At 61.1% G+C, this 15,627-nt stretch carries 12 protein-coding genes; 10 read left to right on the forward strand and 2 right to left on the reverse strand.

Annotated elements, in window-relative coordinates:
- Window positions 1–218: 218 nt before the first annotated feature.
- The 4 genes from rpsD to B8991_RS07380 all read left to right on the forward strand — a co-directional run bounded on the left by rpsD (window position 219) and on the right by B8991_RS07380 (window position 3,855).
- A complete protein-coding gene (gene rpsD, locus B8991_RS07365; protein ID WP_084351903.1) occupies window positions 219–839 on the forward strand; it encodes a 30S ribosomal protein S4 in 621 nt (206 codons plus the stop codon).
- A gap of 159 nt (window positions 840–998) precedes the next feature.
- Window positions 999–2,084, forward strand: coding sequence for a histidinol-phosphate transaminase (gene hisC / locus B8991_RS07370; RefSeq protein WP_084351905.1), 1,086 nt, complete (start codon window positions 999–1,001; stop codon window positions 2,082–2,084).
- Window positions 2,081–3,001 carry a prephenate/arogenate dehydrogenase family protein gene (locus tag B8991_RS07375; RefSeq protein WP_084351907.1) on the forward strand — a complete coding sequence of 307 codons (921 nt, stop codon included), beginning with the start codon at window positions 2,081–2,083 and terminating at the stop codon, window positions 2,999–3,001. The genes hisC and B8991_RS07375 overlap by 4 nt, the downstream gene beginning before the upstream one ends.
- Window positions 3,001–3,855, forward strand: a complete 855-nt coding sequence (locus B8991_RS07380; protein WP_084351909.1) for an extensin-like domain-containing protein — start codon at window positions 3,001–3,003, stop codon at window positions 3,853–3,855. Before B8991_RS07375 ends, B8991_RS07380 begins: the two co-directional genes overlap by 1 nt.
- A 137-nt stretch (window positions 3,856–3,992) precedes the next feature.
- On the opposite strand, the gene B8991_RS07385 is transcribed toward B8991_RS07380, so the two are convergent.
- Window positions 3,993–4,559, reverse strand: a complete 567-nt coding sequence (locus B8991_RS07385) for a TlpA family protein disulfide reductase (RefSeq protein WP_143514513.1) — start codon at window positions 4,557–4,559, stop codon at window positions 3,993–3,995.
- Window positions 4,560–4,581: 22 nt separating this feature from the next.
- Between B8991_RS07385 and argH the strand changes: the two genes are divergently transcribed.
- The 5 genes from argH (at window position 4,582) to B8991_RS07405 (ending at window position 12,894) form a co-directional block, all read left to right on the forward strand.
- On the forward strand, window positions 4,582–5,973 hold the full coding sequence (gene argH, locus B8991_RS07390) for an argininosuccinate lyase (protein WP_084351914.1): 1,392 nt from the start codon (window positions 4,582–4,584) through the stop codon (window positions 5,971–5,973).
- Window positions 5,970–6,140 carry a hypothetical protein gene (locus tag B8991_RS21425; RefSeq protein WP_179141441.1) on the forward strand — a complete coding sequence of 57 codons (171 nt, stop codon included), beginning with the start codon at window positions 5,970–5,972 and terminating at the stop codon, window positions 6,138–6,140. The genes argH and B8991_RS21425 overlap by 4 nt, the downstream gene beginning before the upstream one ends.
- Window positions 6,141–6,355: 215 nt before the next feature.
- Window positions 6,356–7,621, forward strand: coding sequence for a diaminopimelate decarboxylase (gene lysA, locus B8991_RS07395; RefSeq protein WP_084351916.1), 1,266 nt, complete (start codon window positions 6,356–6,358; stop codon window positions 7,619–7,621).
- Window positions 7,622–7,656: 35 nt separating this feature from the next.
- Window positions 7,657–10,251: a TIGR02302 family protein gene (locus B8991_RS07400; protein ID WP_084351917.1), complete on the forward strand. Its 2,595-nt coding sequence runs from the start codon at window positions 7,657–7,659 to the stop codon at window positions 10,249–10,251.
- Between the two features lie 144 nt (window positions 10,252–10,395).
- Window positions 10,396–12,894, forward strand: a complete 2,499-nt coding sequence (locus B8991_RS07405) for a GcvT family protein (RefSeq protein WP_084351919.1) — start codon at window positions 10,396–10,398, stop codon at window positions 12,892–12,894.
- Between the two features lie 87 nt (window positions 12,895–12,981).
- On the opposite strand, the gene B8991_RS07410 is transcribed toward B8991_RS07405, so the two are convergent.
- Window positions 12,982–14,667, reverse strand: coding sequence for an acyl-CoA dehydrogenase family protein (locus B8991_RS07410; RefSeq protein ID WP_084351921.1), 1,686 nt, complete (start codon window positions 14,665–14,667; stop codon window positions 12,982–12,984).
- Between the two features lie 145 nt (window positions 14,668–14,812).
- Here B8991_RS07410 and B8991_RS07415 point away from each other — a divergent pair, with 145 nt between their 5' ends.
- Window positions 14,813–15,583 (forward strand): sulfite exporter TauE/SafE family protein, encoded by a 771-nt coding sequence (locus tag B8991_RS07415; RefSeq protein ID WP_084351923.1) that lies wholly within the window; start codon window positions 14,813–14,815, stop codon window positions 15,581–15,583.
- The last annotated feature ends 44 nt before the right edge of the window (window positions 15,584–15,627 follow it).

Here is a 15,627-nt window from a genome sequence, read left to right on the forward strand (position 1 = left end):
CGCTTAAATTTCACGTTTTGTTCTAATTTGAATCATTTGGGTGCTCTCTCCTGCAAAACAGCGCCGTTGACAGCGCGCGGTTGCAGCGTATAAGCGCGGCTTCATTGGTGTTGGTGGACCCCGCAAGGGGATTCCTGTCAGTGTCGGATCAAATCCGGCGCAGAGGACAACGCCCTTCATAGCTGCCACTCGGTAGCGCCAAAAGAAGGAGATCAGCCGTGACCAAACGCACGTCTGCCAAATACAAACTCGACCGCCGTATGGGCGAAAATATCTGGGGCCGTCCGAAATCCCCGGTCAACCGTCGCGAATACGGTCCCGGCCAGCACGGTCAGCGCCGCAAGGGCAAGATATCCGACTTCGGCCTTCAGTTGCGCGCCAAGCAGAAGCTGAAAGGCTACTACGGCGACCTGACCGAAAAGCAATTCCGTCGTATTTTCCGTGAAGCAGAGCGCCTGCGTGGCGATACCGGTGAGCTGTTGGTCGGTCTGCTGGAGCGTCGTCTGGACGCCGTCGTCTATCGTGCCAAGTTCGTGCCAACCGTGTTTGCAGCGCGTCAATTCGTGAACCACGGCCACGTCATGGTGAACGGCAAGCGCGTCAACATCCCCTCTTACCGTGTGAAAGAGGGTGACGTTATCGAGGTTCGCGAGAAGTCCAAGCAGTTGGCCGTCATTCTGGAAGCGACCCAGTTGCCAGAGCGCGACGTGCCGGACTACATGGATGTCGACAACTCTAAGTTGACCGCCACATTCGTGCGGACGCCGGGCCTGGGCGATGTGCCGTATCCCGTCGTGATGGAACCCAATCTGGTTATCGAATTCTACGCCCAGAACTAAGGTTCGGGCAGATCCGAAATCATCAAAGGGTCGCGCATTGGCGCGGCCCTTTTTCGTATGCGGTCCTCTAGACTGCCGGGTGCCCACGCTGCCCCGGTCCTTGCCACTGGTCTCTGACGAAAAGCCCCGCTAAAGAGACGCGCAACAGGAGGCTGCACAATGGCAAGGATGAAACCGCAACCCGGAATCATGGATATCGCTCTTTATGTGGGCGGGGCGAGCCATATTGAGGGTGTTTCGGATGTGGTGAAACTGTCGTCGAACGAGAATCCGTTCGGCCCAAGCCCCGCGGCCATCGCTGCGGTAGAGCGGAGCGCACGCAATTTGCATCGGTATCCCTCCACGGACCATGCCGCCTTGCGAAACGCCATTGCCGGGGCACACGGGCTGGATGTTGCTCGGATCATCTGCGGTGTCGGCTCGGACGAGATCATCACTTTTCTCTGCCAGGCCTATGCCGGCTCCGGGGATGAGGTCATCCACACACAGCACGGTTTTGCCATGTACCGGATCAGCGCGCTGGCCGCAGGGGCAACGCCGGTGGAGGTGGCAGAGCGCGACCGCACCGTAGATGTGGATGCCATTCTTGCCGCCTGCACGGATCGCACGCGACTTGTGTTCATCGCCAACCCGGCGAACCCGACCGGCACCTTTATCGCGTTGGACGAGGTGGAGCGGCTGGCCGACGGTCTGCCGGAGCAGTGCCTGCTGGTGCTGGATGGTGCCTATGCAGAGTTCGAACCGGGCTATGACGGTGGTGCCACTCTGGTCGAAAAACGCGAAAATATCGTGATGACGCGCACATTTTCAAAGCTTTACGGTCTGGGTGGTTTGCGCGTCGGATGGGGGTATGCCTGTCAGGATGTGATCGACGTGCTGAACCGGGTGCGGGGACCGTTCAACCTGTCCTCGACTGCGTTGGAGGCGGCCGAGGCGGCGCTGGGGGATCGCAGCTACACCGAAAAATGCCTTTCCGAGAACACCAAGATGCGCCTCTGGCTGACAGAGGCGTTGCGCGAGCTGGGCGTGGGCGTGGATGACAGCCATGCCAATTTCGTGCTGGCACGGTTCGGTTCTGCGGCAGAGGCGGACGCCTGCGAGGCGCATCTCAAGACCCAGGGCCTGATCGTGCGGCGCGTCGGGGGCTACAAGTTGCCAGAGGCGTTGCGGATCACCGTCGGCGATGAAAGCGCGTGCCGCAGGGTGGTCCACGCCATCAGCCAATTCAAGGCGGTCGCGGCATGAGTGTTATCTATGAAAAGGTCGCCCTGATCGGGCTGGGGCTGATTGCGTCTTCGATGTTCTGGGCGAGTAAACGGGGTGGCCTTGCGCGCGAAATTTCGGGCTTTGCGCGCAGCGAGGCCACCCGCGATACGGCGCGCCGTATCGGGCTGTGCGACGTTGTTAGTGACAGTGTGATCGAGGCTGTCAAAGATGCCGATCTGGTGGTGCTGTGCGTTCCTGTGGGCGTCATGGGCGCGGTCGCGCAGGAAATCGCACCACATCTGAAACCCGGTTGCACGGTCAGCGATGTCGGCTCCGTCAAGGGCGCGGTGGTCGAGGCGGTTGCCCCGCATCTGCCAAAGGACGTGCATTTCGTGCCCGGTCATCCATTGGCAGGCACCGAACACTCCGGCCCCGAATCAGGTTTTGCCACGCTTTTTGACGATCGCTGGTGTCTCTTGGTGCCACCCGACGGCACCGATCCGGACGCAGTGGCGAAACTTCGCCGGTTCTGGGAGGCGCTTGGCGCCAATGTCGAGGAGATGGACCCCGAGCACCATGACCTCGTGCTGGCCGTCACCAGCCACACGCCGCACCTGATTGCCTATACGATGGTGGGCGTGGCCGATGATCTTGGGCGCGTGACAGACTCTGAAGTTATCAAGTATTCTGCTGCTGGTTTCAGGGACTTCACCCGGATCGCGGCGAGCGACCCGACGATGTGGCGCGACGTGTTTCTGAACAACAAGCAGGCTACGCTGGAGATCCTCGGACGCTTCACCGAAGAGCTGTTTGCGCTGCAACGTGCGATCCGAACCGGCGACGGGGACGAGCTTTTCGACTATTTCACTCGAACCCGCGCAATTCGCCGTGGTATCATCGAGGCCGGGCAAGATACTGACGCCCCCGATTTTGGACGAGTGAAGGCAAAGCACTGATGCGAGTTTTGGCGGGTTTGGCACTTGTGTTTCTGGCGGGCATGGCTGCGGCAGAAGCGCCGGATGGCAAAACCCGCCCGATGGCTCGGCAAGACGCTGCTCTGATCGCCACCGTGGAAAGCACCGACCGGTTGGCGCTGCTGCGGCCCATGGCACGCCCGATGAAACCCAATCCCAACGCATTTGTCGAAACCACGGATTTGCTGTCGCTGGACGCAGATGGACGGATGGTTGTGTTGTCCACCTCTGGCATGCAGCGGTCTTTGCGTCCGATGCTGCGCCCGCGCGCCATTGTGGAGCGGGTGATGGCCAAGCGAAGGGCGCAGAACCGCGGGGCGGTCTGTGGCGATGTGGCCTTGCAGGGCGAAGCGATCGGGTATGTTCCCGGCCGGATCAAGGCTTGCGGCATCAAGGATGCGGTACGGTTACGGTCGGTCTCGGGCATCAAGCTCAGCCAGCAGGCGGTGATCGACTGCACGACCGCAAAGGCGTTGAAAACCTGGGTGGAGCGGGGGGTGAAACCTGCGATCGGGACGCGTGGTGGCGGTGTGGCACAACTGCGGGTCGCGGCGCATTACGCCTGCCGGACGCGCAACAATCAGCGCGGCGCCAAGGTCAGCGAGCATGGAAAGGGCCGGGCCATCGACATATCGGGGCTTCGGTTGAAGGATGGCACGCAAATCACGGTCCTGCGTGGCTGGGGGTCGAGAAGCTACGGCAATGCCCTGCGAAAGATGCGCATTGCCGCTTGCGGGCCGTTCGGAACAGTGCTTGGGCCAGGGTCCGACGGGTATCACCGCGACCATTTCCATTTTGACACTGCACGGTATCGCAGCGGGGCCTATTGCCGGTAACGTTCTGGTAGAATGGCGCTAACCGACAGCGAAGATCATCATTGGCCCGAGAGAGGCGTGGTCCGCATTGGTCGGCTTGCGATCCAATGCAGGAGCATTGCATCGCAAGGATCGGAGCCGTGCGTTGTCAGCCTCGCCTAGCTGCCTGTCTCGTCCGAGATCAGCGTCTTGATGATGGCCTTTGCACTGTCAGAGGCCCAGTCGGCATCGCCTTGCAGCCGTGCAACTTCCTGACCTTCAGGGTTCATCAGCACAGTGATCGGCAGACCTAGAACCGCCATCTCACGCGCCACCGCCTGTTTGGGGTCGCGGTGCAGCGGCAGATTGCTCACGCCGATCTCTTTGAAGAACGTCTTCATGGCAGGGGGCGGGTTGCGGCCGGTTGCAATGGTGACGACCTCAAAGGCGTCGCCTCCAAATTCCTCCTGCAAGGCCGACAGCATCGGCATTTCCTTGCGACACGGCGCGCACCATGTGGCCCAGAAGTTCACCAGCACCCATTTACCCTGATACTCCGAGAGCGTCATCTCGGCACCGTCCACTGTCTGAAACGCATTTGCGCTGACCGGCTTGGCGTCGGTGAAGACCAGTTTTTTCATGTCGCCTTCGCGCAGGGCGTCGATGGCGGACAGGTCGGAGGCGAGCGCAGCATTTGCACCCAGACCAAGGGCTAGATAAAGGAGAGCGGAACGGAACAGGCGCATTTTTCCTCCAAGGGGGCACGACATGGCAGACCAATCCTCGAACCAGATGTGGGGCGGCCGCTTTGCCGCCGGGCCGGACGCGATCATGGAGGCAATCAACGCCTCGATCGGTTTCGACAAGCGGATGGCGGCGCAAGACATTGCCGGGTCAAGGGCCCATGCCGCCATGCTTGGCGCCACAGGCATTCTGGACCCTAAAGATGTCGAGGCCATTCGGGAAGGCCTGCTCACGGTCTTGTCAGAGATCGAAGGTGGGACCTTTGGCTTCTCCACCGCGCTGGAAGACATCCACATGAATGTCGAAGCGCGGCTGAAGGAAATCATCGGAGAACCTGCGGGGCGTCTTCATACCGGCCGTTCGCGCAACGATCAGGTGGCCACGGATTTCAAGCTGTGGGTGCGTGACCAGCTGGACGCGGCAGAGACAGGCCTATTGGCGCTGATGAAGGCGCTGGTGGCGCAGGCAGAAGCGGGCGCGGATTGGGTCATGCCGGGCTTTACGCATCTGCAAACAGCGCAGCCCGTGACATGGGGCCATCACATGATGGCCTATGTCGAGATGTTTGCGCGCGATCTGTCGCGGGTCCGGGATGCACGGGCGCGGATGAACGAATCGCCCTTGGGGGCGGCCGCGCTGGCGGGCACCGGCTTTGCCATTGATCGCCACATGACCGCCGAGGCGCTGGGGTTCGACCGGCCAGCGGCGAATTCCCTGGATGCCGTCAGCGACCGCGATTTCGCGCTGGAACTCCTTGGCACGGCGAGCATCTGTGCCATGCATCTCAGCCGCTTTGCCGAAGAGCTGGTGATCTGGTCCTCGGCGCAATTCCGGTTTGTTGTTCTGTCGGATCGGTTCTCGACCGGGTCGTCGATCATGCCGCAAAAGAAGAACCCCGATGCGGCAGAATTGATCCGCGCCAAGGTAGGCCGAATTTTTGGGGCGCAGACCGCCTTGATGATGGTGATGAAGGGGCTGCCCTTGGCCTATTCCAAGGATATGCAGGAAGACAAGGAACAGGTCTTTGACGCCGCCGATAACTGGATGCTGGCGCTGGCCGCGATGGAGGGCATGGTGCGCGACATGACCGCCAATCGCGAGGCGCTGGAAGCAGCGGCCGGTGCCGGGTTCTCGACCGCGACGGATCTGGCTGATTGGCTGGTGCGCGAGTTGGGCCTGCCGTTCCGGGACGCCCATCACATCACCGGCAGCCTTGTCGCAAAGGCCGAAGCGAAAGGCTGTGATCTGCCGGACCTGTCGCTGGATGACATGCAAAGCGTACATGACGGGATCACCCAAGCCGTCTATGATGTGCTCGGGGTGCATAATTCGGTCGCCTCCCGGATCAGCTATGGCGGCACGGCACCGGTTCGGGTGCGTGAGCAGGCCGCGCGCTGGAAGGAGATCCTTGGATGAAGGCTGTTGGCGTTCTGGCGATGATCTTGTTGGTGGGCTGTGGGGCCGATGGCGACCCGATCCGACCGTCATTGTCCACGACGATATCGGCAGGTACGGATGGCGTGCGGACATCGACCGCTGTTAGGGTGAATAGGGGCCCGGTCAGCGTGTTGGTCGGGCTTTAGACTCCGGACGCTGGTGCGGATCGCTGCTCGGGTTTGACCTGGTGGAGTGCGCGCTGCGCACGCTTTTTTGATTTGCGTACACGCAGTTGGGGGCAGTCTGCCCCCGGCGCTTGGCGCGCCTCCCCCTGAGAGTATTCGAACCAAGAAGAAGCTTCAGGGCTGGTTTTGCCGCGGCTTGCGGGCTATGGCGACGAGCAGCAGTTTCGGGGGCTTTGATGGACCATTTTCTTTATCGTGACGGGGCGCTTTTTGCCGAGGATATTGCAGTGGCGGAAATTGCCGCTGCTGTGGAGACGCCGTTCTATCTGTATTCGACGGCCACGTTGTTGCGACATTATCGCCTGTTCGATGAAGCGCTGGACGGCCTTCCGCATCTGGTCTGCTATGCGATGAAGGCAAATTCCAATCAGGCGATTTTGCGGACGCTTGCCGAAGCTGGCGCTGGCATGGATGTGGTCTCGGGCGGGGAATATGCGCGTGCCAAGGCGGCTGGTGTATCTGCGGAGCGCATCGTCTTTTCCGGCGTTGGCAAGACGCTGGCGGAGATCCGCATGGCGCTTGCAGGCGGTATTCGCCAATTCAACGTCGAGAGCGAGCCGGAGCTGGAAGCGATCTCTGCTGTCGCTGTGTCGATGGGAGTGGTGGCACCGATCACTTTGCGTGTCAATCCGGATGTCGACGCCAGGACCCATGCCAAGATCGCGACCGGAAAATCAGAGAACAAGTTCGGCATTCCGATTGCGCGGGCCCGCGAAGTTTATGCGCAAGCCGCGTCCCTGCCGGGGCTGAAAGTGGTCGGCATCGACGTTCACATCGGCAGTCAGCTGACGCAGTTGGAGCCGTTCGAGGCAGCGTACAAGAAAGTCGCTGACCTGACGGATGTGCTGCGCGCAGACGGGCACGAGATTACGCGTCTGGATCTGGGGGGTGGTTTGGGCATCCCCTATACACGTTCGAACGAGGCACCGCCGCTGCCCACCGATTATGGCGCGTTGATCAAGCGCACTGTTGGTCATCTGGGCTGTGAGATCGAGATCGAACCGGGACGGCTGATTGCCGGGAATGCCGGTATTTTGGTCAGCCGGGTGATCTATGTGAAGTCCGGCGAAGGGCGGGATTTCCTGATCCTCGATGCAGCTATGAATGATCTGATTCGCCCCGCGATGTACGACGCCTATCATGACATCGTTCCGGTGGTGGAGGCTGCCGCAGCCGTCGAACTGCGGCCTTATGACGTGGTCGGACCGGTCTGTGAAAGTGGCGACACCTTCGCCAAGGGGCGTCAGATGCCGCCTGTGGTTGCGGGCGATCTGCTGGCGTTCCGATCTGCCGGGGCTTATGGCGCGGTAATGGCGAGCGAATACAACACCCGGCCTCTGATCCCCGAGGTTCTGGTGCATGGCGATCAATTCGCCGTCATTCGGGCGAGGCCGACCTTTGACGAAATCATAAATCGAGATACCATTCCACCATGGCTGTGACGCCCCCCGGTGCGCAGCCCTGAAAAGGAGTGCGCATGGCCGCGACCGACAGGCAGGCAGACGACGTCCTCAGGCATATTCGGCGACCGCTGCTGCTGACCCGGCTGGGCATGGTGGCAGAGGCTGTCGTGCGTGCGTTCTGGCCGCTTTGGTCGGTGCTGTTTGTGGCCGCAGCGTTGCTGATGCTGGGGCTGCAAGACAGCGTCGCGGTAGAGTGGGTCTGGGGCGCGGCAGCGGTGCTGGGTCTGGCGGCTTTGGCAACATTGGCAATCGGCATCCGGCGGTTCCGCTGGCCTTCGCGGATTGGCGCGATGGCCCGTATGGATGCGGCGATGCCGGGGCGACCTATTCAGACTGCCATGGATCATCAGGCAATCGGTGCGGGCGACGCGGCGTCCCGCGCGGTTTGGTCCGCGCATCAGGCTCGGATGCGCGCCCGGCTTGAGACGGCTACCGCTGTGCAACCGGACTTGCGGGCCTCCAAGGCGGACCCCTTCGCGCTGCGCTATGTGGCACTGCTGGTGCTGAGCGTGGGTCTGCTGTTCGGGTCGGTCTGGAAGATGGGCTCTGTCACGGCGATGACACCGGGCGGCACCTCGCTGGCGTCGGGACCATCGTGGGAAGGTTGGGTCGAACCGCCGGTCTATACCCGAATGCCCGCGCTTTACCTCAATGACATCGCGCCGGGCGAACTGACCGTGCCGGAGGGCAGCCGGGTGATGCTGCGCTTTTACGGCGAGGTCGGTGCACTGCGGGTGACAGAGGACATCTCTGGCGTGCCGTTGCAACAGGAGGCCGAGGCGCAGACCGCCTATGACCTTACGGTTGCGCAAAGCGGCGCGCTGTCGGTTGACGGACCGGGCGGGCGGGCCTGGGAGGTGCTGATGCGCCTTGACGACGCCCCGCAGGTCGCGCTGGGCGGCGAGGTCGAAGCCTCTGCGCGTGGCGAGATTTCGCTGTCGTTTTCCGCAAGAGATGACCACGGTGTGGCGCGCGGGCAGGCACGGATTGACTTGTCGATGGACCGGCTTGATCGTCGCCATGGCCTTGCGGCAGAGCCAGAGCCGCAGGACCCCATCGTGGTCGAACTGCCGATGCCTATTTCGGGGGACCGGGCGGAGTTTGAAGAAATTCTGATCGAAGACTTCTCACAGCATCCGTGGGCGAATATGCCCGTCACGGTGACGCTGACGGTCGAGGATGCTGCGGGGCAATCCAGTGAACCGGCCGTCGAAGAAATCACGCTGATGGGGCGGCGGTTCTTTGAGCCGCTCGCGGCTGCTGTGATCGAACAGCGCCGAGATCTGTTGTGGAGTCGGGACAATGCGGCGCGGGTTGCGCAGATCATGCGGGCAATCTCGTACCAGCCCGATGAGGTGTTCCGCTCTTCGGTGACCTATTTGCGCTTTCGCACCATTCTGCGTCGGCTGGAGACGTTCACGCAATTTGGCCAGCTTACCCTGGAAAACCGCGACGAGATTGCGCAGGCAATGTGGGATCTTGCGGTCATTCTGGAAGACGGCGATCTGGGTGACGCGCTGGAGCGTCTGCGTCGTGCGCAGGAACGTCTGTCGGAAGCGATGCGCAATGGTGCCACCGATCAGGAGATCGCGGAACTGATGCAGGAACTGCGCGATGCCACCGACGACTACATGCGCCAGTTGAGCCGTCAGGCGCAAGAACAGGGCGAGGATGGCGATCAATCTGCCCAGCAGCAGGGCGAGACCATGCAAATGTCTCAGGACGATTTGCAACGCATGATGGACCGCATTCAGGAGTTGATGGAGCAGGGCCGCATGGCAGAGGCACAACAGGCACTGGATGAATTGCGCCGGATGATGGAGAACATGCGCGTCACGCAAGGCGAGGGCGGGCAAGGTCAGCAATCGCCGGGTGAACAGGCGATGGAAGGTCTGGCCGACACGCTGCGTGAACAGCAGGGCTTGTCGGATCAGGCCTTTCGCGACCTTCAGGATCGGTTCAATCCGGGTCAGCAGGGTCAGCAGGGTCAGCAGGGTCAGCAGGGCCAACAGGGACAACAAGGCCAACAGGGACAACAAGGCCAACAGGGACAACAAGGACAACAAGGACAAGGGCAGCGCGGACAGGGAGGCCAGCCGGGTGACAGCGATGACCTCGGCCAATCGCTTGCCAATCGGCAGGGTGCCTTGCGGCAAGAGGTAGAGCGTCAGCGCGGCAACCTTCCCGGCGCGGGCACCGAAGCCGGAGAAGCGGCACGCGAGGCGCTGGACCGGGCCGAGGATGCGATGGATGGGGCCGAACAGGCGCTGCGCGGCGACGATCTTGCTGAAGCGATCGACCGTCAGGCCGAGGCGATGGACGCGCTGCGCGACGGTATGCGCAGCCTTGGCGAGGCGATGGCCCAAGAGCAGCAGAATCAGGGACAGCAGGGCATGGCAGACGGGCAGCAGCCCGGTGAACGTCAGGATCCGCTGGGGCGCAATGCCGGGACCAACGGTCAGATCGGCAGTGAAGACAGCATCTTGCAGGGTGAAGACGTCTATCGGCGTGCGCGCGAGTTGTTGGATGAGATCCGTCGCCGCACCGGCGATGGCGAACGCCCGGATGCAGAGATCGAGTATCTGGAGCGTTTGCTGGAGCGTTTCTGATCGTGAAAGCCACAGCCTCTGCCCGCCCGGAATGGCGCAAATCATTCCCCTGTCGCATTCAAGCCGGATTGTGTCGGATGCCCCATGCGGAAGGCGGATATTTTACGTCTTATGCAGGCAACAGGTGGATAAGGGAGTCGTCGGTTGAAAACGCATGTCAAAGCTCTGGTCGTCGGCGGTGGCGCCGTGGGGACGTCAATTGCCTATCATCTGGCCCGTGCCGGCTGGAGCGATGTGATGCTGCTGGAACGGGACGAATTGACCAGCGGCTCGACATGGCATGCGGCGGGATTGTTGCCCTATTTCAATATGTCCTATGCCTCGACCCATATCCACGACTACTCGATCAGGTTCTACAAGACGCTTGAGGCAGAAACCGGGCTGAATGCCGGTTTTTCGGTCGTCGGCAACCTGCGCATGGCCCAAAGCCAGGAGCGTATGGATGAATACATGCTCTATGCCACCACGGCGGAAACCGTGGACGTGCCCTACGAGTGGATGACGCCGGACCAGATCAAGGAGCGTTGGCCGCTGGTGCGTACCGAGGATCTGAAAGGCGCGATCTTTCACCCGACCGACGGCTATATCAACCCCGCGGATGTGACCATGGCGATGGCCAAGGGCGCGCGCCAGCGCGGTGTCACGATCGAACGCAAATGGCAGGTCGATGGCTACCACTGGACCGGCGATCACTGGGATGTGACGGTCACGAAGATGGTCGAGCGGGGCGGCAACCTTGTCGCCTCGGACGAGCAGATGGTGATCCATGCCGAGCATGTCGTGACGGCCACCGGCAACCACGCGCAGCGCACGGCGCGGCTGCTGGGTATCAGGACGCCTGCCATTCCCATCGAGCATCAGTTCATCGTCACAGAGCCGGATCCGGCTTTGGTGGAATGGCGCAAGACCAATGGCGAACATCCGGTGCTGCGCGATGTCGATGCGCGCTGGTATGTGCGCGAGGAGCGCGGTGGCTGGATTCTGGGGCCGTATGAGGACGGCGCGCCTGCGCGGTTCCGTTACGGTGTGCCCGACAGTTTCCGCGCCGACCTTTTTCCGCTGAATCTGGAGCGGATCGAGCAGGAATACATGGATTTCATCCACCGTATTCCGTCCACCGAAGAGGTCGGCCTCAAGGACGATTTCAACGGCCCGATCTGCTACACGCCGGACGGAAACCCGCTGCTGGGGCCAGCGCCGGGGCTTCGCAATATGTGGCTGGCCGAGGGGTTTTCGTTCGGGATCACCGCAGGCGGTGGTGCGGGGTATTACCTTGCACAGCTGATGGTCGAAGGCGAAGCGGAGATCGACATGGCCTCGCTCGACCCCAAGCGCTACGGGTCGTGGATGACGTCGGAATATGCGACGGTGAAGAACGAGGAAACCTATCCTTTTCTGCTGAAACTGCACTGGCCGGATGAAGAACGTCCCGCCGCCCGCCCGCTGCGCACCGCGCCTGCCTATGACCGCCAGAAGGCACTTGGGGCCCAGTTCGGCCAGGTCAATGGCTGGGAACGCCCGAATTATTACGGTCCTGCGGATGCGCCCGAGGATTTCGACGAAAGCACAAATTCCTTCCGCCGTGGCGGCTGGTGGCAATATGCGGTCGAAGAGGTCAAGGCGATCCGCGAAGGCGTGGGCCTGATCGACGCCACGGCCTTTACCAAGCATGTCGTCAAAGGGCCGGGTGCGACGCAATTCCTTGACTGGTTCACATGCAACAAGCTGCCGAAGGTCGGGCGCATCAACTTGACCTATGCGCTGACGGGGGCAGGCACGACGCGCACGGAATACACCATCGTGCGGCTGGCTGAGGATGAATATTATCTCGTTTCCGCGGGTGCCTGGACGGCCTACGATTCCGACTATTTGCGCAAGGCGGCCGAGGATAAGGCGGCAGAGTTTGGCTATATCGAAATTCAGGATGTGACGACGCAATGGGGTGTCTTTGCCATTGCCGGTCCGAAAACGCGCGACGTTCTCAACCAACTTATCTGCGACGCAGAGCCGGAAACCGTGCTGTCCAACAAGCGGTTCCCGTGGCTGACGATGCGCGAAATAGAGTTGAAGATGTGCCCGGTCCGCGCAATTCGTGTCGCCTATACCGGCGAACTGGGTTGGGAATTGCACCACCCGATCGAGATACAGAACTACCTCTGGGATCTCCTGATGACGGCAGGCAACAAGCACGGGATGAAGCTGGTCGGCGCGCGGGCGCAGAACTGGCTGCGTCAGGAAAAAAGCTATCGCGCCTTTGGGACCGAACTGGGCCGCGATGCCACCCCGATGGAGGCCGATCTGGCGCGCTTCATAGATCTGGCGAAGGAGTTCCATGGCAAGGATGCCATGCAGGAAATCGGTGTGCGGTCAAAATGCGTGACGCTGCTGATTGACGGGCCAGAGGATGCCGATCCATGGGGCCGTGAGGCACTGTATGACGGTGAAACGCGGGTCGGGCGGCTGACCTCGGGCGGTTATTCCGTAAGTTTCGGCAAATCCATCGGCATGGGCTATGTGCGTCCCGATCTTGCGGAACCCGGCACAAAGCTGAAGGTCAAGATGTTCGACAAGCTGTGGGATGCCGAGATCACCGAGGATAGCCCCTACGATCCGACGAACGCCACGATCCGAAAAGACGGCTGACCTCTGCACGGGTCAGGGCCGTAGGGCCAAAACAAGAGAGGCGGCGTCTGGATAACGCCGCCTCTTTCTAATGCTCCAAGACGGATTTCAGGCGAGCAGGCGGCGCGCGATGACCTGCGCCTGAATCTCTGCCGCACCCTCGAAAATGTTGAGGATACGCGCGTCGCATAGGATGCGGCTGATGGTATATTCCAGCGCAAAGCCGTTGCCGCCGTGGATCTGCAAGCCATTATCGGCAGCAGCCCAAGCGACACGCGCGCCCAGCAGCTTCGCCATCCCGGCCTCCAGATCGCAGCGGTGGCCGTGATCCTTTTCCCAAGCGGAGAAATAGGTCAACTGCCGTGCGACCATGATCTCGACTGCCATCATCGCCAGCTTGCCCGACACGCGCGGGAAGTTGATCAGCGATTTGCCGAATTGCTTGCGGTCCTGCGCGTAGCGCATCGATACGTCCAAAGCGGCTTGGGCAACCCCGATGGCGCGGGCGGCGGTCTGGATCCGAGCAGATTCGAAGGTTTCCATCAACTGTTTGAAACCCTTGCCTTCTTCGCCGCCCAAAAGGTTTTCTTTCTTGACGCTGAAGTTGTCGAAGGCGAGTTCATATTCCTTCATGCCGCGATAGCCCAACACTTCGATCTCGCCGCCGGTCATGCCTTCGGTGGGGAAGGGGGCCGCATCCGTGCCGGGGGTTTTCTCGGCCAGGAACATGGACAGACCGCAGTGATCGGTTGTTTCGGGATCGGTGCGCGCCAGCAGCGTCATCACATGGGTGCGCGCGGCATGGGTGATCCATGTCTTGTTGCCGGTCACGCGATAAGTGTCGCCATCCTTGACGGCACGGGTGCGCAGCGCGCCAAGATCGGACCCGGTATTGGGTTCGGTAAACACGGCCGTGGGCAGGATCTCTCCACTGGCGATGCGGGGCAGCCAGCTTTCTTTCTGCGCATCGGTGCCGCCGCACAGGATCAGCTCTGCGGCAATTTCGGACCGGGTGCCAAGGCTGCCAACGCCGATATAGCCGCGCGACAGTTCTTCGGACACAACGACCATCGAGGCTTTTGACAAGCCCAGCCCGCCATGTTCCTCGGGAATGGTCAGGCCAAAGACGCCCATCTCGGCCAATTCCTCGATGATCTCCATCGGGATCAGCTCGTCCTTGAGATGCCAGTCATGGGCATACGGTTCGATCCGATCAACGGCAAAGCGACGGAATTGCTCGCGGATCATCTCCAGCTCATCCTCAAGCCCGGAGGCACCGAAGGTGACGTTGGCCGATTGCTCTTGCATCAACTCGACCAGCCGGGAGCGTGCCGCCTGGCTGTTGCCCTTTTGGATCAGCGTTTCGATCTGTGGCGTGGACAGCGGATCAAGGTCATCGCGTGAAAGTCCAAGATCTCCGGCGCGCGAGATTTCGCCCTGGCTCATCGGAATGCCACCGATGATCTGGTTGAGGTACTCGCCAAAGGCAATCTGGTGGATCAATTGCTCGATCTCGCCAAACTTTCCGTCCGTTTGCAGCCGTTCGGCCCATTTCTGCATCTGGCGCAGGGCTTCGGAATAGGTTGCAAGCCAGGCAAGCCCGTGGGTGGCGTTCTGGTTGGCCTCAACCAGCGTACCGGAAACGCGCCCGTCTTGGCTTACCCGCTCGCGCAGGGCCGCGCGCGCGGTCTCGAAAACCTGCGCAACGGGTTCGACTGTCGCACCGGTCAGTGTGAGCAGGTCGGCAAGCAAGATCGAGTCGGTCATCGTCAGGTCCTGTCCGTCATGGGCCATGATTCACATCCTTCTTTTCTGCGGTACGGCATAATCTTTTCGCGCATGCAGCGCAACAAAAATACCTAAATCAGGGGCATTAGTATTCAATAGTTACGTCGCCGAATATTTCTGTAATTCAGAGTGCAGCGTGTTATCGGCAATCATGGAGATGATTTTCGATCTTATGTCACCTGTCCAACTGGCAGGTGCATTGGCGGTGGCAGTGGTTGCCGGACTGGTCAAGGGGCTGGTCGGCTTTGCCTTGCCGATGATCCTGATATCGGGGATTGGCAGCTTCGCATCGCCGGAGCTTGCTTTGGCCGGGTTGATTTTGCCGACGCTGGTGACAAACGGCATGCAGGCGCTGCGACATGGTCCGCGCGCCGCGATGCAATCGGTGTCGCTTTACCGGGTCTTTCTGCTTGCCATGCTGGTGATGCTGCTGCTTTCCGCCCAATTTGTGCGCGTACTGCCGATAAAGGTCATGCTGCTGATCATCGGCGTACCGATCACGTTGTTTGCGATATTGCAGTTGGCCGGCGTGCCGTTGCGGCTGGCGCGCGGGTCATCACGAATGATCGAACTTGTTGTAGGCGGTTTCGCCGGGTTCATCGGCGGGCTGTCCGGGGTCTGGGGGCCACCAACAATCGCGTATCTGACGGCGCTTGATACCGAAAAGCGTGAACATGTCCGCGTTCAGGGGGTGATCTACGCTGTCGGGGCCGTCGCACTGTTTGCTGCGCATGTCGGATCTGGCGTGCTGAATGCAACGACATTCTGGTTCTCGCTGATACTTGTGCCACCATGTGTGATCGCGATGTATGTCGGTGCCAAGGTGCAGGACCGCATAAACCAGGCTGCATTCCGGCAGGCGACGCTGGTTGTGCTGCTGATTGCCGGTTTGAACCTGCTGCGTCGCGGGTTGTTCGCGTAACAGGCGTTGCCGCGAAATAGGAAAGAGCGCCCAAGGATCTCTCG

The sequence above is a fragment of the Primorskyibacter flagellatus genome (assembly GCF_900176485.1).
Lineage (GTDB): Bacteria > Pseudomonadota > Alphaproteobacteria > Rhodobacterales > Rhodobacteraceae > Primorskyibacter > Primorskyibacter flagellatus.

Coding starts and splice junctions, on each gene's coding strand:
- hisC (WP_084351905.1), top strand. CDS start 999: ATGGCAAGGATGAAACCGCAACCCGGAATCATGGATATCGCTCTTTAT.
- B8991_RS07410 (WP_084351921.1), bottom strand. CDS start 14,667: ATGGCCCATGACGGACAGGACCTGACGATGACCGACTCGATCTTGCTT.
- B8991_RS07415 (WP_084351923.1), top strand. CDS start 14,813: ATGGAGATGATTTTCGATCTTATGTCACCTGTCCAACTGGCAGGTGCA.
- lysA (WP_084351916.1), top strand. CDS start 6,356: ATGGACCATTTTCTTTATCGTGACGGGGCGCTTTTTGCCGAGGATATT.
- B8991_RS07400 (WP_084351917.1), top strand. CDS start 7,657: ATGGCCGCGACCGACAGGCAGGCAGACGACGTCCTCAGGCATATTCGG.
- B8991_RS07375 (WP_084351907.1), top strand. CDS start 2,081: ATGAGTGTTATCTATGAAAAGGTCGCCCTGATCGGGCTGGGGCTGATT.
- B8991_RS21425 (WP_179141441.1), top strand. CDS start 5,970: ATGAAGGCTGTTGGCGTTCTGGCGATGATCTTGTTGGTGGGCTGTGGG.
- argH (WP_084351914.1), top strand. CDS start 4,582: ATGGCAGACCAATCCTCGAACCAGATGTGGGGCGGCCGCTTTGCCGCC.
- B8991_RS07380 (WP_084351909.1), top strand. CDS start 3,001: ATGCGAGTTTTGGCGGGTTTGGCACTTGTGTTTCTGGCGGGCATGGCT.
- B8991_RS07385 (WP_143514513.1), bottom strand. CDS start 4,559: ATGCGCCTGTTCCGTTCCGCTCTCCTTTATCTAGCCCTTGGTCTGGGT.